Here is a 26,349-nt window from a genome sequence, read left to right on the forward strand (position 1 = left end):
CTGCCATGCAACATATTTGCCAGCGCATTCGCGCGGGTCATTCAAACCTTACTGGGGCACCAGCCATGGAAATCGCCGATGTCGTGAAGCGAGCCTATGCCATGCCGCTCACCAACCCCTCCTTCCCGCCCGGCCCTTATCGTTTCTTCGACCGCGAATACATCATCATCACCTACCGCACGACGCGCGAGGCGCTGGAAGCCGTCGTGCCGGCGCCGCTCGAGATCGACGAGCCGCTGGTCAAATACGAATTCATCCGCATGCCGGACTCGACCGGTTTCGGCGACTACACCGAGACCGGCCAGGTCATTCCGGTGCGCTACAAGGGCCAGCACGGCGGCTACGTGCATTCCATGTATCTCGACGATGACGCGCCGATCGCCGGCGGCCGCGAGCTCTGGGGTTTTCCAAAAAAGCTCGCCAACCCCAAGATCGTGCATGAGGGCGAGGTGGTGGTCGGCACATTGCATTATGGCAGCGTGCTCTGCGCCACCGGCACCATGGGCTACAAGCACAGCGAAGCCGACCACGACCAGGTGCTCGCCTCGCTCGCCGCGCCCAATTTCCTCATCAAGATCATCCCGCATGTCGACGGCAGCCCACGCATCTGCGAGCTGGTCCGCTACTACCTCACCGATATCACGCTGAAGGAAGCCTGGACGGCGCCCGCCGCGCTCGACCTTCGCCCGCATGTCATGGCCGATGTCGCCAAGCTGCCTGTGCTCGACATCGTCTCGGCCGTTCACTTCACCGCCGACCTGACGCTGGGTCTTGGCGAAGTCGTGCATGATTATCTCGCCGACCACGGCCGATCGGCTGCCGGCGCGAAGGAGCTGGAGAAAGCCGGTGCTTGAGCGTACCCGCAACAAGGCGGCCGCCGCCACCATCGCGGAAATCACGGCGCAATATGACCGCATTGCCCTGGTCTTCCAGGGCGGCGGCGCACTCGGCGCCTACCAGGCGGGGGTCTATCAGGCGCTTGCCGACGCCGGCTGCGAGCCGACCTGGCTGTCCGGCGTCTCGATCGGTGCCATCAACGCTTCGATCATCGCCGGCAACGAGCCGAGCCGCCGCCTGCAGCGGCTGGAGCAGTTCTGGCAGACGATCTCGGGCCGTAAGATCTGGGCCTATACGCCCGAAGGCGACATCTATCGCGATATCCGCAACCAGACCTCGTCATTGATGACGATGACCATGGGCCAGCCGGGCTTCTTCAAGCCGCGCAGCCCGAACCCTTGGTTCCAGCTGGCGGGAGCGGAAGGTGCCACCAGCTTCTACGACACCGCCGAGCTCAAGGACACGCTGGAGAGCCTGATCGACTTCGACGTGCTGAACGACGGCAAGAAGCGGCTGAGCGTCGGCGCGGTCAATGTCAGGACCGGCAACTTCGTCTATTTCGACACCGACAAGGTGCGCATCGGGCCGGAGCACATCATGGCGAGCGGCGCGCTGCCGCCGGCCTTCCCCTCGATCCGCATCGAAGGCGAGTATTACTGGGACGGCGGCATCGTCTCCAACACGCCGCTGCAATATCTGCTCGACCAGGAGGAGGACCGCTCCTCGCTGGTGTTCCAGGTCGATCTGTTCAGCGCCCGCGGCGTGTTGCCGCGCGGCTTGGCCGACGTCCTGTCGCGCCACAAGGACATCATGTATTCCAGCCGCACGCGCCAGAATACGGACAACTTCCAGCGCATCCATGCGCTCAAGATGAAGCTGCTCGACGCGCTGAAGCGCGTGCCGCCGGACCAGCTCAAGGACGGCGAGAGGGAACTGATGGCCGATTATTCCGACGCCGGCGTGGTCAACATCGTCCACCTGATCTATCAGCACAAAGGCTACGAAGGCCACGCCAAGGACTACGAGTTTTCCGGTACCTCGATGCGCGAGCACTGGGAAATGGGCCTGGAAGACACCGAGCGCACGCTGCGTCACAAGAAGTGGCTGATGCTGCCCGACAACGCCGACGGCGTGACCATCCACGACCTGCATCGCGAAGATCCGACCTGATATTTGCATCCGCCACAAGCGGAGCAATCTCGGGAAAAAGTCACAGCGGCCGCTCGCCTGGGAGCCCGCAAACTGTGAAGCTCTGCTTCACAGGCCATCAACATTGTCGCGGATAGCCGCCTCGCGGAGAGCGGGCTTATATCTGGGCGTCAGCAAAATGCGCTGGGCTCAATGGAGTACCGCCGATGACCGCCGAAGCTGTTTCCCCTGCCGTCGTTCCATTGCGTGACGCCTGGCGAGGCCTGCTGTGGTTTGTGCCGCTCACAACGCTGTGGCTACTCTTGATCTATCGTTGGCCGGCGATCCCGGAGAGCGGCGTTCCGACCACGTTCCACCAGCTCGCGGCCCACGGGCTCATCGCCCTGGGATTGTGGCTCGGCCTCGAACATACGAGCCTGACACCGGGTCAACGTCGCGCGACTTGGCTGGCAATCATGATCCCGGATACGCTGTGGTTCGCCGTCGCTTGGAGCGCCGCGATCAATGGCATCTTCCATCCGGACGCCACGGCTTTACCGGCGTTGCCATCGGCCATCTTCCTGCCGGTGATCATCGGTGCGCCGCTGTTGCTGTTCTCCAGGCGGGTCGGGCAGGTGCTCGATGCAATGCCGGCGAGCTGGCTCGTCGCGGTTCAGCTCTACCGCGTATTCGGCAGTTGGGCGCTCGCGGCGTGGCTGCATGGTGCGCTGCCCGGCGTATTCGCGGTGCCGGCAGGCGTCGGCGACGTGCTGACAGGGCTGTTCGCATTGCCTGCGGCGATCGCGGTGGCTACCGGCACAGCCGGGGGCCGGAGGGCAGCAATTCTCTGGAATATCCTCGGCCTTGCCGATTTCGCTGTCGCAATCACCATGGGCATAATCACCTCGCCCGGCCCGTGGCAGTTGATCGTTCCGGATGTGCTGAGCATCGGCGCTGGCGATTATCCGGGTGTGCTGACCCCTGCTTTCGTGGTGCCAAGCTCAATCCTGCTGCATGTTTTGTCGCTGCGCCAGCTGCGCCGCCTTAGAGCAATTCCAGGAAAAGTGTGAGCGGTTTTCCGTCCGGAATTGCGCAAAACAAAGAGATAGAGCGGTTCGCCGTTTCCGTGAAACGGTGAACCGCTCTAGCAGGGCAGAAGTTGCGCGGCGGTGGAAAGAAACGGCGCTGCCAGCCGCGCCGTTTCCTTGAGGACCTTCCCGCTCAGAACACGTGGCGGAGGATCACGAACAGCACAAAGGCCAGCGCGATCGAGCAGGGCAGCGTGAGCACCCAGGCCAGCAGCAGGTTGCGCACGGTCGACCATTGCAGGCCGGAACCGTTGGCTGCCATGGTGCCGGCGACGCCGGACGACAGCACGTGCGTCGTCGACACCGGCAGGCCGAAACGGTCGGCCATGCCGATGGTGATCATCGCGACCAGCTCGGCGGCGGCGCCCTGACCATAAGTCAGGTGTCTCTTGCCGATCTTCTCGCCGACGGTGACGACGATGCGCTTCCAGCCGACCATGGTGCCGAGGCCGAGCGCCAGCGCCACGGCGATCTTCACCCAGAGCGGAATGAACTTCGTCGCGTTGTCGACCGCCTTGTGGTAGTCGGTCACCGCCTTGAGATCGGCGTCCTGCATCGGCAGCAGCTTCTTCTTGTCGATCAGCTTCAGCGCTTCGCCGATCAGGTAGATGTCGTTGCGCGCGTTGCTGACAAGGTCGGTCGGCACGTTATTGACCGAGGCGTAAGGCTGCAGCCCGGCGGTGGTGTTGTGGATATAGGTCTGCAGCGCGATCGTGGTCTGATCGTTCCAGCTCTTGCTGCGCACGGCCTCCTGCACGGCAGCCTTGGCAGCATTGGCATCGGCGACAGCAACGCCAGGCTTGAGGTACTTGCCCAGAGCCTGCTCGACAGACACCGAGGCCGCCTTGTAGGCGTCGAGATAGTTGATGTCGGGCGTGCGGTTGAGCGCGTAAGCTGTCGGCACCACGCCGATCAGGATAAGCATGATCAGCCCCATGCCCTTCTGGCCGTCATTGGAGCCGTGCGCGAAGCTGACGCCGGTGCAGGTGAAGATCAGCAGCGCGCGGATCCACCATGGCGGCGGCGCATTGCCCTTCGGCGCTTCATAGAGCGCCGGATTGCGCACCAGGAGCTTCATGGCATAGAGCAGGATGGCGGCGGCGAAGAAGCCGACGATCGGCGAGACCAGCAAGGTGATGCCGACATTGGTCGCCTGCCCCCAGTCGACGCCGCTGGTGGCGCTTCCGGCCGGGGCCATGAACTGGTTGGCGAGGCCGACGCCGATGATCGAGCCGACCATCGTATGCGAGCTCGAGGCCGGCAGGCCGAGGAACCAGGTGCCGAGGTTCCACAGGATGGCGGCGACCAGAAGGGCGAACACCATGGCGAAGCCGGATGACGAGCCAACCTGCAGGATGAGCTCGACCGGCAGCAGCGACAGGATGCCGAAGGCCACCGCGCCGCTCGAGGTCAGCACCCCGAGGAAATTGAAGACGCCCGACCACATGACGGCGAATTCGGCCGGCAGCGAGCGCGTGTAGATGACGGTGGCGACCGCGTTGGCAGTGTCGTGAAAGCCGTTGACGAACTCGAAGCCCAGCGCGATCAGAAGCGCGATGCCGAGCAGGATCCAGGGCACCGTCTTGGCGATGGCCAAATCCTGGCTGAGCGCATAGCCGACATAGACGATGCCGACGAGCACCAGCACGCCGAAAGTCGGCAGGAACCATTTGGCACCGCCCGATTGTTCCAGGGGATGATCCGGTCTCGGGATCCCTGCCTCACTCGAAACTACGTCCACCATTGTCCCACTCCTTTTGCATTGCAGCAAAGAACCGGGAAGGACGCTATGTCCTTAGAATGAAGCTGGTGTGACGCTCTTAACCGTTTGGTCACCACCACTACCAAGCCGTTTGGTCACCACCAAACCGTTGGTGACCTATCCGGCTATTTTCAGGAGCGAGGACACCAGAAGTTTGCGCTCGTCTTCTGAGAGCACGTCTGAATCAAACAGATTCATGCTGCGCATCCCTTCGATGGCGAGAAAGCAGACCAGCAGCGAGCCGAGGTCGTCCGTCTCCCCCTTCAGCCTTTCGAACAGCTGGCGCTTGAAGGCCTTGATCGGTGTCAGAAAATCGGGATCCTCCGCAATCGCGGAGAACATCCAGGACGCCGACGGTTTCGGCCGCTCGCAATCATCGGCCGACAGCTTGATATAGGCTGAGAGCACGCTTTCATGGCCGGCCTCGGTTGCGCGTGTTTCCAGCGCCTTCTGGAAGTCGTTGAGATAGCTTTCGACGAGCCCCTGCATCAGCTTGGCTTTGGTCGGAAAATTGTAGAGCAGGCCGCCCTTCGACACGCCGGCGCGGCTTGCGACCGCCTCGAGCGACAGGCTTCCCGGACCAGCCTCGCGCGCCACGTCGGCAGCGGCGGCAAGTATCTTTTCGCGCGAGTTCGCCCTGGGTACTCTCATCGCGCCTCCCCGTACATTAGCTTAGGCAGAATTGACAAGACCGTCCAGCCGGTACAGTAAAGCGCGCCGATTTGAAATCGGGACTTATCGTCGATATGTGCCCCGGCATCGATTGATTTGCCGGTTGCCGGCTCGAGGGGACCATCCGTGAAGCGCTTTTTCATCATCGCCGGATTTTTGCTGCTGCTTGCCTTGGTGTGCGTCGGCATCGTTGGCTTCAACTTCATGCGCGACGCCGGCATCAAGCAGTATTTCGCTACCATGAAGCCGCCGGCCGCGACGGTCTCGACAGTGACGGTCAAGCCTTCGGTATGGACCCCCGGCATCGAGGCCATCGGCACCGTCAACGCCGTGCGCGGCGTCGATCTCACCCTCGAGACGAGCGGCATCGTCAGGGACATCCTTTTCCACGCCAACCAGAAGGTTGCCGCCGACGCGGTGCTGGTGCAGCTCGACGATGCCGTCGAGAAAGCCGATCTGGTGGCGCAGAAGGCGCAGGCCGCCTCGGACCAGGCGGCGCTGACCCGCGCGATCGAATTGCAGCGGCGCGGCGTCGGCACCGACGCGACGCTTGACGCCGCGCGTGCTGCGGCGGACGCCTCGGCCGCGCAGGTCAACAAGCTGCAGGCAGTGCTCGACCAGAAGCAATTATCCGCGCCATTCGGCGGCACGGTCGGTATCCCGAAGATCGACATCGGCCAGTATCTGGCGCCAGGCAACGCGGTGGTGACGATCCAGGACCTGGACACGATGCGGGTCGACTTCACGGTACCCGAACAGCAGCTGCCGCTGCTCAAGATCGGCCAGACCATCAAGCTCGGCACCAATCTCGCCGATATGTCCTTTGCCGGCTCCATTCGCGGCATCGACCCCAAGATCGATCCCGCCAGCCGGCTGGTCTCGATTCGCGGCGAGGTCGCCAATCCGGAAGGCAAGCTGACCCCTGGCCAGTTCGTCCAGATCCGTGTCGAGCTGCCGCAGGAAAACAATGTCATTTCCGTGCCGCAGACGGCGGTGACGACCAGCCTCTATGGCGATTATGTCTTCGTGGTCGAGCCGGCGAAGCCCGCAGCCGCTGCCGCGCCGGCGAAGCCGGATGAGCAGAAGGCCAGCGCCGATAAGGCGGCCGGCGATGCCGCCAAGCCGCAGGCGGACGCCACCAAGCCAGCCGACAACGCCGCAAGGCCGGCGGACGCGAAGCCGGCCGACAAAGCGGCCGGCGACGCCGCCAAGCCGGCCGAGGCCGCGCAGCAGCCTGCGCTCACCATCTCGCAGGTCTTCGTCAAGCTCGGCCGCCGCAACAACGGCATGGTTGAGATCGTCGAGGGCCTCAAGGACGGCGACCAGGTCGTCACGGCCGGCCAGAACCGGCTCTTCAACGGCATGTCGGTTGCCGTCGACAACACCATCGATCCCAGCAAATCGGCGAACAAACAGGTTCAGCAATGAGCTTTTCCGACCTTTTCATCCGCCGGCCCGTGCTGTCGACGGTGCTGGCCTGCCTGATCCTGCTGCTCGGTTTCCAGGGCATCTTCGGCCTGTCGATCCGTCAATATCCTAAGGTTGACGAGACGGCGATCACCATCACCACGGCCTATCCCGGCGCCAGTGCCGACCTGATCCAGGGCTTCATATCGGCCCCGATCGCGCGCGCCGTCGCCTCGACCGAAAACATCGATTACGTCACCTCGTCCAGCCGTCCGTCCTCGAGCACGGTCACGGTGCAGATGAAGCTCGGCTCCAATCCGGACGTCGCGCTGGCAGAGGTGCTGTCCAAGGTCCAGGGCGTGCGCGGCACCTTGCCGGACGCCTCCAAGGATCCGGTCATCGTCAAGGGCACCGGCCAGCAGTTTGCGATGATGTACATCTCGATGCAGAACCCGAACATGACGAAGGAGCAGCTCACCGAATATATCGAGCGCGTCATCCGGCCTCGCATCTCGACCGTGGAAGGTGTCGCCGACGTCCAGATCTTCGGCGCCCAGGAATATTCCATGCGCGTCTGGATCGACCCGATCAGGCTTGCCGCCCGCGGCGCCACCGCCGTGGACGTGCTGACCGCGATCAACAACTCGAACTTCCTGTCGGCGCCCGGCAACACCGAGAACGAATATGTGGTCTCCTCGATCACCGTGCATTCGACCCTGCAGACGCCTGAGGCCTTCGCCCAGCTCCCGATACGCTCGACGGATGGCCAGGTGGTGCGCCTGCGCGACGTCGCGCATGTCGAGCTCGGCGCGAAAAACACCGACACCAGGGTGAGCTTCAACGGCAAGCCGGGAACCTTCCTGGCCATCTTCCCGACGCCTGCGGCCAACCCGCTGACGACCGCCGCCGCGGTCACCCGGCTCGTGCCGCAGATCCAGGAGACGCTGCCGAAAGGCATGACGATCGAGGTCGTCTACGACGCCACTGGCCAGATCAGCGCCTCGATCGAGGAAGTGTTCAAGACCATCGGCGAAGCCGTCGCCATCGTCATCGTGGTCATCCTCCTGTTCCTGGGCTCGTTCCGCTCGGTGATGATGCCGATCGTGACGATCCCGCTATCGCTGATCGGCGTCTGCTTCATCCTGTTTGCGGTCGGTTATTCGATCAACCTTCTGTCGCTGCTGGCCATGGTGCTGGCGATCGGCCTTGTCGTGGACGACGCCATCGTGGTGGTGGAGAACATCCACCGCCACATGGAGGAAGACGGCATGTCGCCGATGCAGGCGGCCTTCAACGGCATGCGCGAGATCGCGACGGCCATCGTGGCGATGACCATCACGCTGGCCGCCGTGTTCGCCCCGCTTGCCTTCACCGGCGGCCTGACCGGCGCGCTGTTCCGCGAATTCGCGGTGACGCTGGCCGGCTCGGTGGTGTTGTCGGGCGTGATCGCCATGACAATCACGCCGATGATGTCCGCTCGCCTGCTGAAGCCGGGCCAGCACGGCCGCTTCCAGCGGATCGTCGACGGAACCTTCAGCCGCGTCGAGCGCGTCTACGAACGGGCGGTCACCGCTTCGCTCAGGAACCGCCCGGTGACGCTGATCATCGTCGTCGCTCTCGTGGCGCTGACCGGCTTCATGTTCACCAAGACCTCGACGGAGCTGGCGCCGGAGGAAGATCAGGGCTTCCTGCTCTCGATCGTCACCGCGCCGCGCTATGCGACATCGGATTACACCGAGGCCTACGTCAACCAGATGCTTGGCCTTGTGAAGGACATTCCCGAGACCAGGGCGCAATTCTCTGCCGTCGCCTTCGGCGGCGCGACCAACGGCGCCTTCGTCGGCTTCGCCTTCAAGGACTGGGCAGAGCGCAAGCGCAGTTCGAAGGAGCTCCAGGCCGACATTCAGGGCCGCCTCGCCAAGGTCGCCGGCGTCGAAGCCTTCGTCTTCGCGCCTCCGACGCTGCCCGGCTCCGGCGGCGGCCTGCCGATTTCCATGGTGGTGCGCTCCACCGGAGCTCCCTCGGAGGTCTTCGAGCAGGCGGAGAAGATCAAGAGCAAGGCGCAGGCCTCCGGCCGCTTCATCGTCGTGCAGAACTCGATGTCTTACGATGCGCCGCAGGTGACCGTGACCATCGACCGCGAGCGCGCAGCAGCATTGAACCTGCCGATCGCCGATATCGGCAATACGCTGACGCTGCTTGTCGGCGGCTCCGAAGTGGCGCAGTTCGACCGCGACTCCAACAGCTACGACATCATCCCGCAGGTGCCGCAGGAATTCCGCGACAATCCCGACAAGCTCGGCGAATATTTCGTGCGCAGCGTCGACGGCAAGATGGTGCCGCTGTCGGCGGTCGTGAAGATTTCGACCAATGCCTCGCCGGCGGCCATCGAGCAGTTCAACCAGCTGAACTCCTCGACGATCTCGGCCTTGCCTCTGCCCGGCGTGACCACCGGCGACGGGCTGAAGGTGCTGGAGGATCTCGCTAAGGAGACCCTGCCCGACACCTTCTTCGTCGACTATTCCGGCCAGTCGCGGCAGGAGAAGGAGCAGGGCAACACCATCCTGATCGCCTTCGCGGCGGCGGTGATCGTCATCTACCTGGTACTGGCGGCCCAGTTCGAGAGCTTCCGCGATCCGCTTATCATCATGATGGCGGTGCCGCTGTCGATCTTCGGCGCGATCGTGCCGCTCAACATCGGCCTGGGGACGCTGAACATCTACACCCAGGTCGGCCTGATCACGCTGATCGGCCTGATTACCAAGCACGGCATTCTGCTGGTGGAATTCGCCAACCAGCAGCGTGAAATCCATGGCATGCGGCGCCGCGACGCCATCATCGCTTCGGCCAAGGTGCGCCTGCGGCCGATCCTGATGACCACGGCGGCCATGGCGCTCGGCGTCGTGCCGCTGATCGTCTCCAGCGGCGCCGGTGCAGCCGCGCGCTATTCGATGGGTCTGGTCATCTTCACCGGCATCCTGGTCGGCACCATGTTCACGCTCTTCGTCGTGCCGATGTTCTACACCTTCATCGCCAGCAAGGACCTGCCGCATCTCGCCGAGAAGCCCGATCCGAATCTGATGCCGGCGCTGCCGAGCTGAGATGGCAACCGAAGCGAAAACAAAAGAGGCCGGAAAATTCCGGCCTCTTTTTTTGGCGGCTGCCTCACGGCTTCTCGATGGGTGGAAGGCGGCAACCTGCCTGCTACTCTTACCCAGCCGGTTACTTGGCCAGGGCGTTACTTGACAATGACGATGCTGGTGTTGCCGGGGCCGAAGGCCTCGACCAATTGATAGAAATCGGCCGCCGCATCGGGATGCAGCCGCACGCAGCCATGGGAAGCGGGACGGCCGAGATGGCTGACGGCATAGGTGGCGTGGACGGCATAGCCGCCGCTGAAGAAGACCGAATGCGGCATCGGCGCGTTGTCGTATTTTTTCGAATACCACATCTCATGCAAGCGGGTCGGCTTGAACGAGCCAGTCGGCGTGATGTGCCCTCTGCTGCCGGTCGAGACCTTCCAGATGTAGGTCGGGCGGCCATGGACCGTGACTTCCATGATCTGCTGCGACAGCGAAACCTTGGCGACGAGCTGGTTGGCGTGGGCGGCATTGCCGGCGCCGAACAGAAGCGCCGCGCCGGTGAGCGCGGCGGCGGTGATATGGATAAGCTTGGCCGAAATGGCGGTGTGCATGACGATCCCTCTGTTTTTTGCCGTTGTGTCCGGCTTCAATTTCGATGGGGCCTTATCGTGCTCGTCCGTTTCAGACCTATTTCGCTTAATACTCGTTTCTGTTTCGAATTCGTTTCTGCAAATTAACAGCGAGGCCGGTTGAGCAGTACCGCGGACCTTTGCGAGAGGTGGCGGTCAGGCGTCGCACAATCGGCTTCGGCCAGAAACGAAAGTTCATTTCATATGTATATGAAAGACTAGGACCCACTTTCGAAACCGATCTGCAACAAAATGCATCTGCGGCGGCATGATTTGGATACAGGCCGGCATCAAATTTGACGCAACGGGAACAGACATCCACAAACGAAAATGGGCAGGAAATCGAAACTCCGCTCCTGGTTTCTCAGGATCAGCGTCGCGGCGATCGTGCTCGGCGGCGCCGGCTCGGTAGCCGGCAAGCCGGCGACGACGCTGGCGGCGATGACTTCCGGCGAGGTTTCGACGCTGCACATGGCTCTGTTCATCGCCACGGTCTGGATTTTGTCCAGCCTGCGCGTCCACCGGCTGAAGGCCTTCTGGCGGGTCGGCCTCCGGTTGATGAGGACGCGCGGCCCCTCCGGCTACTTGCTGCCGAGAGGACCGAAGGCCCGCGCCGCAGCGGGGGGCTCCGTCAGCGGCGCGGGCGCTTCGGGAGTTTCCTGAAGCCCGATTTCGAGATCGAGGATTTGAAGAGATGAAGACGAAACTTGCCGCCTCGGTGCTTTCCGCGCTGCTTTACGCGCAGGGTTTGCTGGGCTTTGCCGCTCTTGCGACGGTATTGCTCAAGGAGCGCGCCCAGGCCGGGATAACCGTCAGCGCAAACGTTCCAACTGGACCCTCGGTCATCGTCGTGCGCTGAACGCCAGGCGTTGTCGGACCCAAAATGACCACCGCTTTGGGGAAGCCGATGCTCAAAAGCCTCGCTGATCAAAGCTTACTCTTTGCGTGGAACCGGCGGATCGAAACGATAGCCGGCGCCCCTGATGGTGGTGATGGTCTCGGTGTCGAGCTTGCGGCGCAGCCGCACGATGCGCGAATCGATCGAACGGTCGAATGCGTCGGCATTCTCGGCCGGCGCCGCGGCAATAATATCGTCGCGCGTCAGCACCTTGCGCGGGCTGGCCAGGAACAGCTTGAGCAGCGCCACCTGGCCCGGGGAAAGCTGCTCCTCCGCGCCCGAGCGATGCATCACCATGGCCGACCGCAGGTCGACGGTGGCGTTTTCCAGCACGATCAGCTCGCCGCCGGCCCTACCGCGTCTCATCAGCAGGCCGCCGATGCGCGCGGCAAGCTCGCGCACGTTGAGCGGGCTTTCGATGACGTCGGCGGCACCCAGCTCGAGTGCCAGCACCTTGTCGACGAGGTCGCGCGGCCGGCAGATCAGGATGAAGTCGGGACCGCCCTCGCCACCCCCGCCCTGGCTGCTGTAACGCCTGAGCAGTTCGCGGCCCTCGGCCTGGGTGACGTCGTCGCCGACGACCACGACATCGATGCCGCCGGCCGAAAGCAGCGTCTCCGCCTCCCAGGGCTGGCGCGCCTGGCGCACATCGTGCCCGCGCCGTTCGAGATGGTCGGCGAGATTTTTGGCCACCACCTCGGCGACGGACACAAGCGCAATGACGGATCGTGCGGCCATTTTCTTCACCCCGCCACAGACAACTCGAGATGAGTGCTGGACATCATGTTTATACCCAATCTACTTTCCGCTGAAAGCGGGAGCGAGCGCGTCGTGAAGGCACGTATCATCGTCGTCGAGGACGAACCGGATCTGAGGGAGGCTGTGGCCGAATATCTCGGCGCCAGCGGCTATGACGTCGTCACGGCCGAGAATGCGGCCGCCGCGCGCGCGCTGTTTGAGGCGCAGTCCTTCCACCTCGCCATCCTCGACATCGCCATGCCCGGCGAGGACGGGCTGTCGCTCGGCCGCTGGCTGCGCTCGAAAACGCAGATCGGCGTCATCTACGCCACGGCCGCCGGCACCGCGCTCGACCGCATCGTCGGACTGGAGCTCGGCGCCGACGATTATATCGTCAAGCCGTACGAATTGCGCGAGGTGCTGGCGCGGGTGCGCAGCGTGCTGCGCCGCGTGCCGCAGCCAGCCGAGCCGCAGGCGGCGAAGGCCGAAACCGCAAATCGCCGTTTCGTGAATTTCGGCGGCTTCCAGGCCGATTTCGACGGCCGTCTGGTCATCGGCGCCAATGGCGCGGTGATCGAGATGGCCAAAAGCGAGTTCGACGTGCTCGAGGTTTTTCTCACCCGCGCCAACCGGCTTCTGACGCGAGCGGCGATTTCGGAAGCGATCGGCTTCGTCGAGGATCCGGAATCCTCGCGCGCGGTCGACATCCGCATCATGCGGTTGCGAAAGAAGATCGAGGCCGACCCCGCCAATCCGAAATTCCTGCGCACGGTGCGCGGCGAAGGCTATATCTTCTCGCTGCCGAGCGGCGACGCCAACTAGAGCATTCCGGGAATGCATGAAACGGCTAGGCTCGGCGCCTTGGCCGTAGCCTTCCGTCCGGAATTGCGTCAAAACAAAGCGGTAGAGTGGGTCGCCGTTTCCGTGGAACGGAGGGAACGCTCTGAACGACCGACGTCCGGGCCTTGGATGACCATGACTGCTGATGCAGCACGCACCGATACGAATGGCTCGCGTCCGGGCGGCGCCGCCATGGCGGCTGTCCATGTCGTGCGCCGCCTGCGCGAGGCAGGCGACTGGCAGCGCGAGATGGACGACATATTGGCGACGATGTGCCGCAAGATGGATTGCCAGCGCGGCATCCTTTTCCGCCTGCGTGAATTGCCGGGCGAAGGCTTCGCCCAGTCCGTCGCCGCTTATTGGATCGACCCTGACTTCGGCGGCGAGCTGGCCTCGCCCACGGTGATCATGCAGTCGATCATCAACTCGGACTCGCTGCTGGAGCAGTTGCAGGAGGACGAGCGGCAAGGCAAGATTTTCTCCGGCCACACGCGCGACCTCGAGGGTTTCCTGCGGGCCGATTTCGAGAAGCAGAACATCAAGTCGTTCCTGTCCGTCTCCGTGTTCGCGCATGGCCACCTTTGGGGCACGCTGGCCATCAATGACTGCATCGCTGAGCGCGAATGGACGGATGAGGAAGAAGCGACGCTGCACATCATCGCCTTGGCGATCGGCGACGCCATCGAGCGCTCGCCATCGGAAGCGCATGCCAGTGAAGTGATCCGCCGCACCATGCTGCAGGCCTCACTGGACGCCATCATCGTCATCGACGAGACGGGTTCGATCATCGAATTCAATCCGGCCGCCGAGAAGATGTTCGGCTTCCAGCGCAGCGCAATCCTCGGCAAGGACCTGCTCGATACCATCGTTCCGTTATACTACCGCAAAGGCTATGCCTCTGGCGCCGAATACATGGCTGGCCGCGGTGCGCCGATGGTCGGCCAGCGGCTGGAGACCGTCACGCAGAACGCTGCCGGCGAGATTTTCCCGATCGAGCTGACGGCGACCGAGATGCGGGTTGCCGACCGCCGCCTGATCTTCGGCTCGATCCGCGACTTGCGCGAAAAGCTGCAGGCCGAGGAAGAGATCAATCGTCAGCGCGAGAAGCTGCACCAGAACGAAAAGATGGCGGCGATGGGCTCGCTGCTTGCCGGCGTCTCGCATGAGCTCAACAACCCGCTTGCGGTGGTTGTGGCGCAGTCGACGCTGCTGCACGAATTCGCCGGCGATCCGCAGACCAAGGTCCGCGCCGAGAAAGTGCGCGCCGCCGCCGAGCGTTGCGGCCGCATCGTCAAGAGCTTCCTGTCGATGGTGCGCCTACACCCGACCGAGCAGGCCGAGACCGATCTCAACCAGGTGGTGCGCTCGGCGCTCGAAGTCACCGCCTATGGCGCGCGCTCCAGCGGCATCATCATCGACACCGATTTCACCGTCGGGCCGCTGCTTGCCATGGCCGACGCCGACCACATCACGCAGGTCGCGGCAAACTTCCTCATCAACAGCCAGCATGCGCTTGCCGGCATCGCCGGCGAACGGCGCATCAAGGTGCGGACGTTCCGCAACGAGCACGGCAATCCGGGCTTCTCGGTCGAGGACAACGGCCCGGGCATCCCGGCGGCGATCCGCTCGCGCATCTTCGAATCCTATTTCACCACCAAGCCGGTCGGCGTCGGCACCGGCATCGGCCTGTCGATCTCGAAATCGATCGTCGAGCGCCACAAAGGCAACATCTGGTTCGAGGAGGTCGAGCCGCAAGGTGCGCGCTTCGTCGTGCAGTTGCCGGCGATCGCGGGCGGCAGCGCCGCGCCCGGCGAAGGTCCGGCGCGTTCAAGCGGGCTGCGCCACGCACTGGTGATCGACGACGAGCCGGACGTCGCCGGCTCGTTGTCCGACATACTCGAACTGATGGGCGTGAAGTCGCGCGCCGTGGCAAGCTGGACATCGGCGGCGGACGTGTTGAACGGCTACATGCCGCCGGACATCGTTTTTTCCGATCTGCGCATGCCGGGCATCAGCGGTATTGCGATCTACCGCGAACTGCTTGCTCAGCGGCCCGCGCTGGCGCAGCGCTTCGTGCTGGTCACCGGCGATCTGATCGGCGCCAAGGCGGAAATCGAAGCGCTGCCGCCGCAGCAGCGCCCGCACATCCTGGAAAAGCCATTCTCGACGCTCGACGTCCGCGGCATCCTCTCGACCATTGCCGACGAAGCCGCCGCCGACAACGGCGCCCACATCTGAGCGGGTTAGCCTGGGACCACCAGGTAGGCGGAATCTAAACCTAAACTCGCCGTCGCCGGCTTCGTCGAGATTCAGGTCAGGCTGAGTCGAAAATGGTGACTTCCGAGAACCGGAACGGAACGTACTTTAAGTACGTGAGTACCGGAAGCACAGGAAGTCGCCATTTGCAGACCAGCCTCACCTGAATATCGACGGAGCCGAAAAAAGAGGCTCCCGACCGATTTCCACGGCGGGAGCCTGACTGGAGCGCAGGAGGGCGCGCTCAGGGGAGGTCTTAAAAAACGTTCGGCGTGTTGGTGAGCGGCGCGGCGTTGGCGATCATGCGCACCGCGCGCTCCCTGTGCTGGCCGGACTGCTCGGCGATGGCGCGCAGGCACTCGAGGCTCTCGGCGCCCCAGTTCTGACCCTTGCAGGCAAAGTCGATCGTGGATTCCGGCAGGCGAGCGGTCTTAAGCGTGGTCTGCGCGCCCTCGACGACATTGGCCGGCGGATTGATCGAGGCGAAAGCCGGCCCTGAGGCAGGCGCGGCCAACATGGCGACAAAGGCGCAGGCGCCGATCAGCATGAACATCGCCATCGGATGGTCGCTGGCGCGCTGCCGCAGCGCAAGCTTCGGCCGGCGGTCATTGCGTTGCGGTCCATGCACACGGCGATTGGCATCGGTGGTGCGAACTTTCGCAAACATCGGTTGTTCCCTTCGTTCTCTTTCTTTTTGGTTATGAAACGAACATAACCGCACCAGGTAACTGCGGGATGGTCGGCGATGATTGCCTGTGTAACAGGATTGAAACAGATGCCGGACGCGCCAGCCTTCCCAATCCGAGGCAACCATTCGAGCGGCCATCGAAATGGTCAGCTCAGATATGCGCCTGCCGTGCCGGCCCGACTGTAAACAGCCTCACACAGCAACGCCTGAATCGAGCGCTCCGCCGCTGTCTACGCACCCCCCTGACCGTCGAAACAGGCCTTCTCCGAGACGGGTATCCGCCTTCTGAATTGCCGTTCCGCTTCCTCAATTAAGACCCGGATTTTCCGGGATTTTTCCAGCCCGGGCAGGGCCGGATTTGCCGCCATGGAATTTTCACATTTCCGCAAGCCATTGCATTCCAACGCAAAATATGCTTATATTGAATGATCATTCAACAAGAAACAGAGTATATCCATGAACCCGCACCTTCGTGACGTGGCGATCCCCAACGATTGGGACCGGCGGGGTTTGCCGGGGTGGAGCTACCATTCCAACGCCCTTCTCGAGCTCGAGAAGGAGTACGTCTTCCGCAACCACTGGCAGATCGCCGGCCACGTTTCCGACGTGCCCAATTCCGGCGACTATCTGACCATGGATGTCATCGGCGAGCGCGCCCTGATCGTGCGCGGCAAGGACGGCATCGTGCGCGCCTTCAACAACATGTGCCGCCACCGCGGCAGCCGCGTCGTCGCCGACAGCCAGGGCACCTGCAAGAACGCGCTGGTGTGCCCGTTCCATGGCTGGGTCTACAATCTCGACGGCACGCTGCGCGGTGCTGCCCGTCCGGGCTCGTTCCCCGAGCTCGACAAGGCCGAGTTCGGCCTGATGCCGCTCGACCTCGAAATCTGGATGGGCTTCATTTTCATCCGCTTCCGCAAGGGCGGCCCGCAGCCTTCGGTGGCCGAGCTGCTGAAGCCGATCGAGGCCGAGATGGCGAATTACAATGTCGCCGACATGGTTCCGTCCTGGGGCATCTGGACCCAGAAATCGCCGGTCAACTGGAAGTCGGTGCGCGACGTCGACAATGAAGGCTACCACGTCGCCATGGCGCATCCCGCGTTGCAGGACCTCTATGGCGCGACCTATTTTGACGAGCCCTTCATCAACGGCGTGTCGCGGTCCTTCGCCACCTACAATCCGCATGCCGGGCGGCGCTGGAGCGTTCGCGAGTACATCAAGCTCGCGCCCGAGGCCACGCATCTGCCGGAACATCTGCGCAAGGCCTGGATCTATTACGGCATCTTTCCCAACAACGCGCTGTCGATCATGCCGGAATCCGTCCAGTTCTATCAGGAGTTCCCGCTATGGACCGGCGAGACGCTGCTGCGCGGCGCCATCTACCGCTACAAGGACGAGACGCGCGAACAGGCGGCGGCCCGCTATCTCGCCTATCGCATCGACCGCGACACCATGAACGAAGACGTCCAGCTCTCGGTGTGGTCGAACGAATCCATGCTGTCGGAAGCCTTCGAGGGCTTTTACCTCTCCGACCTCGAATACGGCGTGCGCACCCACCACGACCATCTGCGCAGGCAGATCCCGGTTCTGAACCTGGAGACGGCACCCGAGGAAAAGGACATGTGGGGATTGAACGACGCGCTGCGGTCGAGGGGGTAGAGCCTTTTCCTTCTCCCCGTTCCACGGGGAGAAGGAGAAGGGCCGTCACCCCCGCCAGACCCCTTCCTTCCTTAAATCATCCATGGTGCGTGAAATGCCTTCGCGCAGGATCGCCACCATGTCGTCGACCTGCTCGCGGCTGATGATCAGCGGCGGCGACATCACGCACATGTTGATCAGCGGCCGCACCAGAAGCCCTAGCTCGTGGCAATGCACATCGATGCGTTTGCCCACATTCTTGTCGAGCTGCAGCGGATCCTTGCTGTCGCGGTCGGCGACGCATTCGACGCAAGCCATCAGCCCGATGCCACGCACCTCGCCGACCAGCGGCAACTCTTCCAGCGTCTTCAGTCGCGCCTGGAAATAGGCCGCGATCTCGCGCGTGTGGGCGAGCACGCCCTCTTCCAGAAGATCGAGATTCTTCAGCGCGACGGCGCAGCCGATCGGATGGCTGGTGTAGGTGAGCCCATGGCAGAACAGCGCATCGGGATGGTTGGAGCGGCGCAGCTCTTCGAGCAGGCGCTCGGAGATGATGACGCCGCCGAGCGGGAAATAGCCCGATGTGACGCCCTTGGCGAACGTGATCATGTCCGGATCGATGCCGAACACGTCGCCTGAGGCAAAGACATGGCCGAGCCGTCCGAAGCCGGTCACCACCTCGTCCGAGACATAGAGGATGTCATTCTCGCGGCAGATCTCGCGGATACGCTTCAGGTACCCGTCCGGCGGCACGATGACGCCTCCGGAAGCCTGCACCGGTTCGCCGACAAAGGCGCCGATGCGCTCCGCGCCGACGCGCGCGACGGTGTCGCGGAACTGGTCGACCAGGAAATCGGTGAAGGCGGCGATGCTCGTCTCCTTCGGCCGCCGGAACGGGTCGGGCGAGGACAATTTGACCACCAGATCGTCGGCGCCGTCCATCCAGTCGCGGTCACGCGGCCGGCCGTTGAGCGAGGCCGACAGATAGGTCGAGCCGTGATAGGCGCCGCCACGGCTGAGGATCAGCTTCTTCTCCGGCCGTCCGCGCACATTGTTGTAGAACTGCATGAAGCGCAGCGCCGTCTCCACCGCCGAAGAGCCGCCGGTGGTGAAGAAGGTGTGGCTGAGATCGCCAGGTGCCGCATCGGCGATGCGGCGGGCAAGCTCGGCCGAGGGCGCGTTCATCGTATACCAAGGCGTGTTGTAGGAGAGCGCCATCGCCTGGTCGTACATGATCTTGGCCAGCTCCTCGCGGCGATGGCCGACATTGATGCACCACATGCCGGCCGGGCCGTCGATGAGGCGCTTACCGGAAGCGTCGGTGATATAGATGCCGTCGCCCTCGCCGATCAGCGCGCGCGCCTCGTTGCCGACCGAGCCGGCGTAGGGCCAGGGCTGCAAGAGATGGCGCTTGGCGAGCTCGACCGCGTCGTCATCGCCGGCATCGATGAGTTCGCTTGCCTTGATCTTGCTTTGAGCCGCCATTTTCGCCTCGCATTGTCAGGTATTTGAATTTCCACCGGATATCAAATTGCGCGGAAAACCATGGAAATTCAGCTTTTCATCACTTCATTTTGAATATCCGTTCAATCAATATCTCAGAAATAGCGCTTGATTTCAATCGGCGGATGCGCTCATGATGAAAGAAAGCCGGCAAGCCAGGGAGCGATCGCGCTCCAATCATAATTCGGGAACAGGCAGCCGGCGCCACGAATGGGAAGGCGCATGGCGGGACAGTCCGAGCCAGCTACCGAAATCACGCCCGGAGCGTTGCAATGACGGTTGCCGCGGAAGGGTCGTCCCCGTTGCGCATGGCGGGATCGAGACGAAGTCCCTTTCTGCAATCGGAAGCCGTCCAGGGCTTTGGCCTGATCAGTCCCACCTTCGTCTACGCTCTCATTCTCCTCGTCCTGCCGATCCTGGTGGTCATCGCCCATTCTTTCTGGACGCAGAACTATCTCACCATCGATCACACATTCACGCTGGAGAACTACCGGATAGCGCTGACCGAGCCGATCTACCGCGACCTGCTCTGGCGCTCGCTCTACATCTCGCTGACCGTCAGCCTGTTGACCGTGGCTCTGGCCTATCCGATCGCCTATTTCATTTCCTTCCATGGCGGCCGCCACAAGAGCCTGTGGCTGTTCCTCATCACCATCCCGTTCTGGACCAGCTACCTGCTGCGCGTGATGTCGTGGAAGGTGATCCTCGGCTATAATGGCGTGCTCAACTCCGGTCTGATGGGCCTCGGCATCATCGACGAGCCGTCGACGGCGCTGCTCTATAATTCCACCGCCGTCATCATCACGCTGACCCATGCCTGGGCGACCTTCGCGATCCTGCCGATCTTCGTTTCGCTGGAGAAGGTCGACCGGACCCTGGTCGAAGCGGCGACCGACCTCGGCGACGGGCCGCTGCGCTCCTTCCTGCGCGTCACCCTGCCGCTGTCGGCGCCCGGCGTCATCTCGGCGGCGCTGATCGTCATGATCCCGACAGTCGGCGACTACGTCACGCCGAAGCTCGTCGGCGGCAAGGACGGCGTCATGATCGCCAACGCCATCCAGGCGCAATTCGGCAAGGCGTCGAACTGGCCGCTGGGTGCAGCACTTTCCGTCACCACGATGATTATCGTCTCGCTGATGGCCGGCGCCACTGTGCTGGTCTTCCGCGCCCTGCAGAGGCTGGCACGATGACGGCGATCAGACGTTACCTGCCCGGCTGGCTGTCGAGCTATGCCGTCCTCTATCTGCTGTTCCTTTACCTGCCGGTGGTGTTCCTGCCGATCTTCTCGGTCAACGCGGCGGCGACGCCCAAATTCCCGCTCTCGGGCGTCACGCTGCACTGGTACGAAGACCTGCCGCGTACGCCGGCGCTGATCGACGCCACCTGGAACAGCCTCATCGTCGGCATCTCCGCCTCGATCCTGTCGACGGTGCTGGGCATCCTCGCCGCCCGCTCGATCACCCGCTACCGTTACCCGGGCCGCCGCGTCATCAACGGGCTGATCATGGCGCCGCTGGTGCTGCCGGAGGTGATCGTCGCCATCTCGATGCTGCTGGTCATGCTGCAGCTGGGCTTGAGCCTGTCGCTGTTCACCGTGGTGCTTGGCCATGTGCTGGTCTGCATTCCCTATTCGATGACCGTGCTGACCTCCGGTTTCGAGGGTTTCGATCGCAGCCTCGAGGAGGCCTCGGCCGATCTCGGCGAGAGCGCGTTCGGCACCTTCCGGCGCGTGACGTTGCCGATGGTCGCGCCGGCGATCATCTCCAGCCTGCTCGTCTGCTTCACCATCTCGCTCGACGAATTCATCATCGCCTTCTTCCTCACCGGCACCGAGGCGACGCTGCCGATCTACATTTGGGGCCAGTTGCGGTTTGCGGCCAAACTTCCCGGCGTTCTGGCGCTCGGCACCTTGCTGCTCTTTGCGTCCTTCCTGCTGATGACGATTGCCGAAATCCTGCGCCGCCGTGCGGCGAGACGCACCCAGAACGAGGGAGGCCTCTATGCTTGAGCGGGTCCAGTCCGATCGCACGCAATCGGATCGCACCATGATCGAGATCCGCGACGTTACCCGCAGCTACGGCTCCTTCAAGGCGCTGGACAATGCCTCGCTGGCGATCCGCGAAGGCGAGTTCTTCTCGCTGCTCGGGCCTTCCGGCTGCGGCAAGACCACGCTTTTGCGCATGATCGCCGGTTTCGACACGCCGACCAGCGGCTCCATCGCCGTCGACGGCCAGCCGATGGACGGCATTCCCGCCAACCGCCGGCCGACCAACATGGTCTTCCAGAGTTATGCAATCTTCCCGCATCTCAATGTCGAGCAGAATGTCGCCTATGGGCTCAAGCGGCTGAAGCTCGGCGCCGACGAGGAGAAACGCCGCGTCGAGGAAGCGCTGGCGCAGGTCTCGCTCACCGGCCTCGGCAAGCGCCGCGCCACCGAGCTTTCCGGCGGCCAGCGCCAGCGCGTCGCTTTGGCCCGCGCGCTGGTCATGCGGCCCAAGGTGCTGCTGCTCGATGAGCCGCTCTCGGCGTTGGACAAGAAGCTGCGCGAGCAGATGCAGGTCGAACTGCGCCGCTTGCAGCAGGCGGTCGGCATCACTTTCGTGCTGGTCACGCACGATCAGTACGAGGCCCTGGCCATGTCGGACCGCATCGCGGTGATGTTCGGCGGCAAGATCGCGCAGGTCGCTTCGCCGAAGGAAATCTACCAGCGCCCGGTTAACCGCCAGGTCGCCGACTTCCTCGGCGGCATGAATTTCGTCAAGGCCGAGATCGTCGAGGAAAACGGCGCTTCGCTGGTGCTCGACACGCTGGGCTTCGGCCGCGTCAGGACCGACAAGCCAAGGGCTTTCGTGCGCAATGGCGGCGCGGCCACGCTTGGCATCCGGCCCGAGCGGCTACGGGTTTTGTGGGATAATGCGTCGGCAAAATTCGAGGTCGCCGGCAAGGTGGTCGAGCGCCACTATTTCGGTGAGATCACGCATCTGATCGTCGAGATACCGGGACTGGAAAAGCCGCTTTCGGTGACCGAGACCAATGATTTCGGCGCCGACGACATTCCGGTCGGCGCGCCGATCCGCCTCGCCTACGACCCCGAGGCGCTGGTGGCGATGGCGGACTGAATCTTTGCAGCAGCGATGCGTCCCGCCACGATCGCACCCTCGACATAGCCCGGAAATGACGGCGACAGTTCCGAACATGCGAAATGGACCGGCGGCGCGCCGGCAAGGATCACGCGCTCGGCATCGCGTGCAGTCACATCGACGATGAGGTCGCTATAGGCGCCGCCGCTCCAGCGGTCATGCGTCCAGTCGCGCGAGCTGAAATCGATGACGTCGGCGGCCCGCGGACCGAGCGCCTGGACAAGCCTCGCGATGATTTCCGCACGCAAGGCCGCCTCGCCGAGCGGGTGCCAGCGCAGCGCCAGCGGCCCGCCAACGAAGACGACAAGCGCGGCATGGTCGGCATCCGTGCTGGCGTCGCAGGCAAACAGCCCCGGCTGGTCGCGCCACATGACCATGCCGCACAGATCGCGCTCGCGCCAAAAAGGCTTTGCGTAACGCACCAGGATCTTGATCACCGCGCCGCTTTCCCAGACGCCGAGCGCGCTTGCGAGCTCCGCCGGCAAAGCCGGCGTGAAATCGAGCTTCGCGGCCGTCGCCGGCGGCAAGGCGACCAGCGCCGCGCCCGCCTCGACAACGCCGCCGGTCGAGACGACGCGAATGCCTTGCCGTCCGCGCTCGATCCGCGTCGCGGCTTCGCCCAGCCGCAGGCGGTCGCCGAGATCTGCCGCCAGATCATCGGCCAGCGACTGCATCGTCTCGCGTAGGAAATACTGCAGCTCGAACACTTCGTTGGTGATGCGGCGATCATTGTCGATCAGGTACCACAACGGCACCTTGTCCAGCGGCAGGCACCACAGGCCCTCGATCATCGAACGGAAGGCTGCCTTGGCGTCGACCGCGTCCGCCTGGCGCTCGAGCCATGTCGCCACGGTCAACCCGGCGATCGACGGATCGTCCGGCTCGATCCCGTTCATGCGCTCGCGGATTGCCATCGCGACATGATAGGTCCGCTCCGCCCGCGCCGGCGTCATCGACGGATAGGTGATGAATTCGCCCTCGACATAGGTCTCGACGAAGCTCTTGCCGTAGGCCCTCGCCAGCGCCATCACTTCGGGCATGTCCACGCACAAGAACTGGCCGCCGCTGTCGACCAATTCGCCGAGCCCATTGCGCACAGCCTCTACCCTGCCGCCGACGCGGTCGCGCGCCTCGAGCACAAGGAAATCGATATCGGCGCGCTTCAATTCGAGTGCGGCGGACAGACCGGTGAAGCCGGCGCCGACGATGACGATGTCGGTCCTTTCGATGACGCTGCTCAATAGCCGGCCTTGATCTTCTCGAACTCGGCGATCATCTTGAGCTTAAGCTCCGAGGGCAGCGGCTGCTGGAACAGCGTCTTGTCGACCCATTTTTCCACGTTGTCGTAGCCCTTCTCCTTCAGGACCGCCGGATCGACGCCGGCCATGCCCTTGGCATTGGCCTGGCCGTAGCCCCAATCCTTGACCAGCACCTTGGCGACTTCCGGATCGTTGACCGCGTTGAGGTAGTCATAGGCTTTGTCGACGTTGCCGGGCGCGTCCTTGAACAGCACGTAGCCGCAGACCCAGGTCGAGATGCCCTCGTCGGTGTCCTTCTTGGATTTGATCGGCACGCCGGCCTTGACAGACTGCACGGTCGCATCGTTCCAGGCCCAGGCGAGGTCGACCTCGCCGCCGGAAAGCAGCTGCACGATGTCGGTGGTGTCGGTCCAGTAGGAGCGCACATTCTTGTGCACCTGGCGCAGGAAATCGGATGCTTGGCGGAACTGGTCGTCCGTCATCTTGGTCCAGTCCTTGAGCCCGATGGCGAGGCTGGCCAGCGCGTAGGCGTCGTCGACATTATCGCCGATCGAAACCCTGCCCTTGTATTTCGGATCGGCGAACGCCTTCAGCGACTGCACGTCCTTTTCGGCGATCTTGTCGGAATTGTAGGTGAGCTGGGTATCGCCCCAGTCCCAAGGCATGAACCAGGCCTTGCCGTCGGACGTCGTGGCAAGGTCCTTCATCGCCATGATGCCGGGATTGAGATCCTTCCAGCCTGCGATCTTGGAGGTGTCGAGCGGCTGCAGCAGGCCCGCCTCGCGCCACTTCACCACGCTCTGCGAGCACGGGTGACCGAGATCGGATTTGAAGCCGGAGCGGATTTTTTCGAACGCCTCGTCCTCGTCGCCGAAGAAGGCGAAGGTCGGCGAATCGCCGTTCTTCTCGACATACTTGCCGTGGAAGCTCGGATCCTCATAGCCGGACCAGTCGAAGACGATCAGATCCTTGTCGGCGGCGACCGCGAACGCCGCCGACGAAGCGGCGAGCACGCTCCCAAGCGCCAGGGTCAATGTCAGGCGTCGGCTGAGTTTCTTCATGCTGTTCCATCCTCTTTTGGTTTGCCGGTCTTGTTGGCAGGCTGTTGCTAACCCCGGCTTTTGCTAACCCCATCTTTTGCTAGCCAAAGTGTTTCGGGAAGGCGGCGGCCAAAAACGCATTCGCCGCCTGCAATGCGGTCTCTCGCGTGGTGTCCTCAGTCCCCATCATCAGCCGCAGCCACAAGCCCTCGAGCATGGCGCTGAGCGCCAGCGCTATGACCTGCGGGTCATAGGTGTAGTTGCCGCTCAATTTGAGCGTCGTGCAGAGATCGATGAAGACCTGCTGGTAATAGGCGTCGCGCGAACTGCTCAGCGCCTGGTAGGTCGGCCGCGACTTGGCTTCGCCCCAGAAGGCGAGCCATGCGGCAAGCTTGCGCTTGTTGCAGATCGAGCGGTCGAAATCGGCCCATACCAGATGCTGCAGCTGTCTCGCCGGATCGTCGCCCGCCTTCTGCAGGGAAGTGCGCCAATGCGCCGAATATTCGTCATACATGTGCTGCAGCGTGGCGATCAGCAGCTTTTCCTTGCTCTCGAAATGGAAGTTGACGATGCCGCGCGACAGGCCCGCGCCGTCGGCCACGTCCGCCATCGTCGTTTCGGCATAGCCGCGCTTGGCCAGGGAATCGATCGTCGCCTCGATCAGCTGCAGCCGCCGGACCTCTTTCGAGGCCTTGCGGCCACGCTTTTCGGCATCGCCTTTCCGCGCCGTTTCGGGGAGAGCATCGCTCGCCTCTGCAGTCTTCATGGGTGTGACGGTCTCCAGCATTGCCGGCTATCCGACCGGCTTCCAACCGCGCAGATGAGTGGGGCGGTGCTCGCCACTGTCAAGCACCTTCTGCATCGCCTCCCAGGTCTTGATGTTCTTGTCGACATAGGCCGCGCCGACCGCTGCCGCGGCCCGCGCGTAGAGCGGTCCCTTGAGCCGCGAAAGCTCTTCGCGCGCGACCTCGCGGTACCATGGATTGCGGTCGCGGACCGTAATGTCGGTAAAGCCGGCGCGCCGCATCGCCTCGGCATAGCGCGCCGGCGAGGCCATGGCGAAGGAGAGTCCTTCGGCCGCGATATAGGCCTTCATCTGAGGCGACGGCTCGCCGTCATGCGAAATCATCCAGTTCGACGCCGCAAACACCCCGCCGGGCTTCAGCACGCGAAAGATCTCGGCGAACAGCGCGTACTTGTCCGGCACATGCAAAAGCGCATCCTTGGAGAAGACGACGTCGAAGGAGGCGTCCGTGAAAGGCAGCGGCCCCGGCGGCGCCTGGACGAAGCTGACACGGTCTTCGAGGCCCTGACTGATCGCGCCTCGCCTCGCCGTCTCGATCACCGGCTTCTCGACATCGAAGCCGGTGGCTTGAGCCGCGCCGTGCGTCGCGACCAGATGCAGCGTGATGCCGCTGGCGCCGCAGCCGATATCGAGGACCGTTTTGCCCTTGAGGGAGAGGCCTTCGACGACGCGGTCGACCTCGTCCGGACCGCCCGGCGACAAGTAACCCTCGCCCCACAGCGCTTCGAGGAAGCGGATTGCGGTGTCGTCATATTCCGGCTCGGCGTCGGCCGTCTCGATCATCCGATCCTCAACCTCAAATGCCGATGCGTATCAATCCAGAGATCAAGGCAAAGCCTAGCGCATCAATGGGAAAACGCAACACCATTTGTTGAACATTCATTCAATATGGCTGGACAAAAAACTGTGGTCCGTGCCAAATTCGGGCAATCGGGAAC

23 protein-coding genes are annotated in these 26,349 nt (G+C 63.3%); 13 read left to right on the top strand and 10 right to left on the bottom strand.

All coding sequences use genetic code 11. From position 1 onward, the window contains the following. Positions 1-65: 65 nt before the first annotated feature. From LB529_RS15380 to LB529_RS15390, 3 genes are all read left to right on the top strand, one after another. Positions 66-854, top strand: a complete 789-nt coding sequence (locus LB529_RS15380) for an acetoacetate decarboxylase (RefSeq protein WP_224711539.1) — start codon at positions 66-68, stop codon at positions 852-854. After that, complete coding sequence (locus LB529_RS15385) at positions 847-2,007, top strand: patatin-like phospholipase family protein (RefSeq protein WP_224711540.1); 1,161 nt, start codon at positions 847-849, stop codon at positions 2,005-2,007. The genes LB529_RS15380 and LB529_RS15385 overlap by 8 nt, the downstream gene beginning before the upstream one ends. Before the next feature lie 185 nt (positions 2,008-2,192). Beyond that, complete coding sequence (locus LB529_RS15390; protein ID WP_224711541.1) at positions 2,193-3,035, top strand: MFS transporter; 843 nt, start codon at positions 2,193-2,195, stop codon at positions 3,033-3,035. Positions 3,036-3,186: 151 nt separating this feature from the next. Here the strand turns inward: LB529_RS15390 and LB529_RS15395 are convergent, their stop codons facing one another. Together LB529_RS15395 and LB529_RS15400 are read right to left on the bottom strand one after the other, a co-directional pair. Then, complete coding sequence (locus tag LB529_RS15395; protein WP_224711542.1) at positions 3,187-4,797, bottom strand: inorganic phosphate transporter; 1,611 nt, start codon at positions 4,795-4,797, stop codon at positions 3,187-3,189. Between the two features lie 135 nt (positions 4,798-4,932). Then, on the bottom strand, positions 4,933-5,466 hold the full coding sequence (locus LB529_RS15400) for a TetR/AcrR family transcriptional regulator (protein WP_095767408.1): 534 nt from the start codon (positions 5,464-5,466) through the stop codon (positions 4,933-4,935). Positions 5,467-5,613: 147 nt separating this feature from the next. On the opposite strand from LB529_RS15400, the gene LB529_RS15405 reads away from it, so the two are divergent. Both LB529_RS15405 and LB529_RS15410 read left to right on the top strand, forming a co-directional pair. Beyond that, positions 5,614-6,915 carry an efflux RND transporter periplasmic adaptor subunit gene (locus LB529_RS15405; protein ID WP_224711543.1) on the top strand — a complete coding sequence of 434 codons (1,302 nt, stop codon included), beginning with the start codon at positions 5,614-5,616 and terminating at the stop codon, positions 6,913-6,915. Further along, a complete protein-coding gene (locus LB529_RS15410) occupies positions 6,912-9,995 on the top strand; it encodes an efflux RND transporter permease subunit (RefSeq protein ID WP_095767407.1) in 3,084 nt (1,027 codons plus the stop codon). The genes LB529_RS15405 and LB529_RS15410 overlap by 4 nt, the downstream gene beginning before the upstream one ends. A 137-nt stretch (positions 9,996-10,132) precedes the next feature. Here LB529_RS15410 and LB529_RS15415 read toward each other — a convergent pair whose 3' ends face one another. Beyond that, positions 10,133-10,588 (bottom strand): L,D-transpeptidase, encoded by a 456-nt coding sequence (locus LB529_RS15415; protein WP_224711544.1) that lies wholly within the window; start codon positions 10,586-10,588, stop codon positions 10,133-10,135. Positions 10,589-10,936: 348 nt separating this feature from the next. Here LB529_RS15415 and LB529_RS15420 point away from each other — a divergent pair, with 348 nt between their 5' ends. Both LB529_RS15420 and LB529_RS15425 read left to right on the top strand, forming a co-directional pair. Then, on the top strand, positions 10,937-11,269 hold the full coding sequence (locus LB529_RS15420) for a hypothetical protein (protein ID WP_140842958.1): 333 nt from the start codon (positions 10,937-10,939) through the stop codon (positions 11,267-11,269). Between the two features lie 31 nt (positions 11,270-11,300). Further along, on the top strand, positions 11,301-11,465 hold the full coding sequence (locus LB529_RS15425; protein ID WP_224545633.1) for a hypothetical protein: 165 nt from the start codon (positions 11,301-11,303) through the stop codon (positions 11,463-11,465). A gap of 75 nt (positions 11,466-11,540) precedes the next feature. Here the strand turns inward: LB529_RS15425 and LB529_RS15430 are convergent, their stop codons facing one another. Next, positions 11,541-12,242, bottom strand: a complete 702-nt coding sequence (locus LB529_RS15430; protein ID WP_224636977.1) for a response regulator transcription factor — start codon at positions 12,240-12,242, stop codon at positions 11,541-11,543. A gap of 93 nt (positions 12,243-12,335) precedes the next feature. On the opposite strand from LB529_RS15430, the gene LB529_RS15435 reads away from it, so the two are divergent. Beyond that, positions 12,336-13,064 carry a response regulator gene (locus LB529_RS15435; protein WP_224527238.1) on the top strand — a complete coding sequence of 243 codons (729 nt, stop codon included), beginning with the start codon at positions 12,336-12,338 and terminating at the stop codon, positions 13,062-13,064. 153 nt (positions 13,065-13,217) lie between these two features. Then, positions 13,218-15,320, top strand: coding sequence for an ATP-binding protein (locus LB529_RS15440; RefSeq protein ID WP_224711582.1), 2,103 nt, complete (start codon positions 13,218-13,220; stop codon positions 15,318-15,320). 274 nt (positions 15,321-15,594) lie between these two features. Here LB529_RS15440 and LB529_RS15445 read toward each other — a convergent pair whose 3' ends face one another. After that, positions 15,595-16,005 carry a hypothetical protein gene (locus LB529_RS15445; protein ID WP_224711545.1) on the bottom strand — a complete coding sequence of 137 codons (411 nt, stop codon included), beginning with the start codon at positions 16,003-16,005 and terminating at the stop codon, positions 15,595-15,597. Positions 16,006-16,482: 477 nt separating this feature from the next. Here LB529_RS15445 and LB529_RS15450 point away from each other — a divergent pair, with 477 nt between their 5' ends. Continuing rightward, positions 16,483-17,685: an aromatic ring-hydroxylating oxygenase subunit alpha gene (locus LB529_RS15450; protein WP_224711546.1), complete on the top strand. Its 1,203-nt coding sequence runs from the start codon at positions 16,483-16,485 to the stop codon at positions 17,683-17,685. A 45-nt stretch (positions 17,686-17,730) separates the two neighbouring features. On the opposite strand, the gene LB529_RS15455 is transcribed toward LB529_RS15450, so the two are convergent. Further along, entirely contained in the window at positions 17,731-19,149 is a 1,419-nt protein-coding gene (locus LB529_RS15455) for an aminotransferase (RefSeq protein WP_224711547.1), read from the bottom strand. Between the two features lie 290 nt (positions 19,150-19,439). On the opposite strand from LB529_RS15455, the gene LB529_RS15460 reads away from it, so the two are divergent. The 3 genes from LB529_RS15460 to LB529_RS15470 are packed head-to-tail and all read left to right on the top strand — an operon-like array spanning position 19,440 to position 22,286. Further along, entirely contained in the window at positions 19,440-20,357 is a 918-nt protein-coding gene (locus LB529_RS15460) for an ABC transporter permease (protein WP_224711548.1), read from the top strand. Further along, on the top strand, positions 20,354-21,175 hold the full coding sequence (locus LB529_RS15465) for an ABC transporter permease (protein WP_224711549.1): 822 nt from the start codon (positions 20,354-20,356) through the stop codon (positions 21,173-21,175). The genes LB529_RS15460 and LB529_RS15465 overlap by 4 nt, the downstream gene beginning before the upstream one ends. A gap of 37 nt (positions 21,176-21,212) precedes the next feature. Further along, a complete protein-coding gene (locus tag LB529_RS15470; protein WP_224711583.1) occupies positions 21,213-22,286 on the top strand; it encodes an ABC transporter ATP-binding protein in 1,074 nt (357 codons plus the stop codon). Here the strand turns inward: LB529_RS15470 and LB529_RS15475 are convergent. The 4 genes from LB529_RS15475 to LB529_RS15490 form a co-directional block, all read right to left on the bottom strand. After that, positions 22,250-23,548 (bottom strand): flavin monoamine oxidase family protein, encoded by a 1,299-nt coding sequence (locus LB529_RS15475; protein ID WP_224711550.1) that lies wholly within the window; start codon positions 23,546-23,548, stop codon positions 22,250-22,252. The two genes, LB529_RS15470 and LB529_RS15475, sit on opposite strands and share 37 nt — an antisense overlap. Then, positions 23,545-24,627 (bottom strand): ABC transporter substrate-binding protein, encoded by a 1,083-nt coding sequence (locus tag LB529_RS15480; protein ID WP_224711551.1) that lies wholly within the window; start codon positions 24,625-24,627, stop codon positions 23,545-23,547. The genes LB529_RS15475 and LB529_RS15480 overlap by 4 nt, the downstream gene beginning before the upstream one ends. A gap of 79 nt (positions 24,628-24,706) precedes the next feature. Then, positions 24,707-25,393, bottom strand: a complete 687-nt coding sequence (gene betI / locus LB529_RS15485; RefSeq protein WP_224633368.1) for a transcriptional regulator BetI — start codon at positions 25,391-25,393, stop codon at positions 24,707-24,709. Between the two features lie 6 nt (positions 25,394-25,399). Then, a complete protein-coding gene (locus tag LB529_RS15490; protein WP_224711552.1) occupies positions 25,400-26,194 on the bottom strand; it encodes a methyltransferase domain-containing protein in 795 nt (264 codons plus the stop codon). Between the last annotated feature and the right edge of the window lie 155 nt (positions 26,195-26,349).

It is taken from the genome of Mesorhizobium sp. CA5, from assembly GCF_020165105.1.
Taxonomy (GTDB): Bacteria; Pseudomonadota; Alphaproteobacteria; order Rhizobiales; family Rhizobiaceae; genus Mesorhizobium.

Bases quoted from the DNA above. Each gene is read 5' to 3' on its own strand.
- LB529_RS15380 (WP_224711539.1), top strand. From the start codon at position 66: ATGGAAATCGCCGATGTCGTGAAGCGAGCCTATGCCATGCCGCTCACC.
- LB529_RS15390 (WP_224711541.1), top strand. From the start codon at position 2,193: ATGACCGCCGAAGCTGTTTCCCCTGCCGTCGTTCCATTGCGTGACGCC.
- LB529_RS15395 (WP_224711542.1), bottom strand. From the start codon at position 4,797: ATGGTGGACGTAGTTTCGAGTGAGGCAGGGATCCCGAGACCGGATCAT.
- LB529_RS15400 (WP_095767408.1), bottom strand. From the start codon at position 5,466: ATGAGAGTACCCAGGGCGAACTCGCGCGAAAAGATACTTGCCGCCGCT.
- LB529_RS15410 (WP_095767407.1), top strand. From the start codon at position 6,912: ATGAGCTTTTCCGACCTTTTCATCCGCCGGCCCGTGCTGTCGACGGTG.
- LB529_RS15415 (WP_224711544.1), bottom strand. From the start codon at position 10,588: ATGCACACCGCCATTTCGGCCAAGCTTATCCATATCACCGCCGCCGCG.
- LB529_RS15420 (WP_140842958.1), top strand. From the start codon at position 10,937: ATGGGCAGGAAATCGAAACTCCGCTCCTGGTTTCTCAGGATCAGCGTC.
- LB529_RS15425 (WP_224545633.1), top strand. From the start codon at position 11,301: ATGAAGACGAAACTTGCCGCCTCGGTGCTTTCCGCGCTGCTTTACGCG.
- LB529_RS15430 (WP_224636977.1), bottom strand. From the start codon at position 12,242: ATGGCCGCACGATCCGTCATTGCGCTTGTGTCCGTCGCCGAGGTGGTG.
- LB529_RS15440 (WP_224711582.1), top strand. From the start codon at position 13,218: ATGACTGCTGATGCAGCACGCACCGATACGAATGGCTCGCGTCCGGGC.
- LB529_RS15445 (WP_224711545.1), bottom strand. From the start codon at position 16,005: ATGTTTGCGAAAGTTCGCACCACCGATGCCAATCGCCGTGTGCATGGA.
- LB529_RS15450 (WP_224711546.1), top strand. From the start codon at position 16,483: ATGAACCCGCACCTTCGTGACGTGGCGATCCCCAACGATTGGGACCGG.
- LB529_RS15455 (WP_224711547.1), bottom strand. From the start codon at position 19,149: ATGGCGGCTCAAAGCAAGATCAAGGCAAGCGAACTCATCGATGCCGGC.
- LB529_RS15460 (WP_224711548.1), top strand. From the start codon at position 19,440: ATGACGGTTGCCGCGGAAGGGTCGTCCCCGTTGCGCATGGCGGGATCG.
- LB529_RS15465 (WP_224711549.1), top strand. From the start codon at position 20,354: ATGACGGCGATCAGACGTTACCTGCCCGGCTGGCTGTCGAGCTATGCC.
- LB529_RS15470 (WP_224711583.1), top strand. From the start codon at position 21,213: ATGATCGAGATCCGCGACGTTACCCGCAGCTACGGCTCCTTCAAGGCG.
- LB529_RS15480 (WP_224711551.1), bottom strand. From the start codon at position 24,627: ATGAAGAAACTCAGCCGACGCCTGACATTGACCCTGGCGCTTGGGAGC.
- betI (WP_224633368.1), bottom strand. From the start codon at position 25,393: ATGCTGGAGACCGTCACACCCATGAAGACTGCAGAGGCGAGCGATGCT.
- LB529_RS15490 (WP_224711552.1), bottom strand. From the start codon at position 26,194: ATGATCGAGACGGCCGACGCCGAGCCGGAATATGACGACACCGCAATC.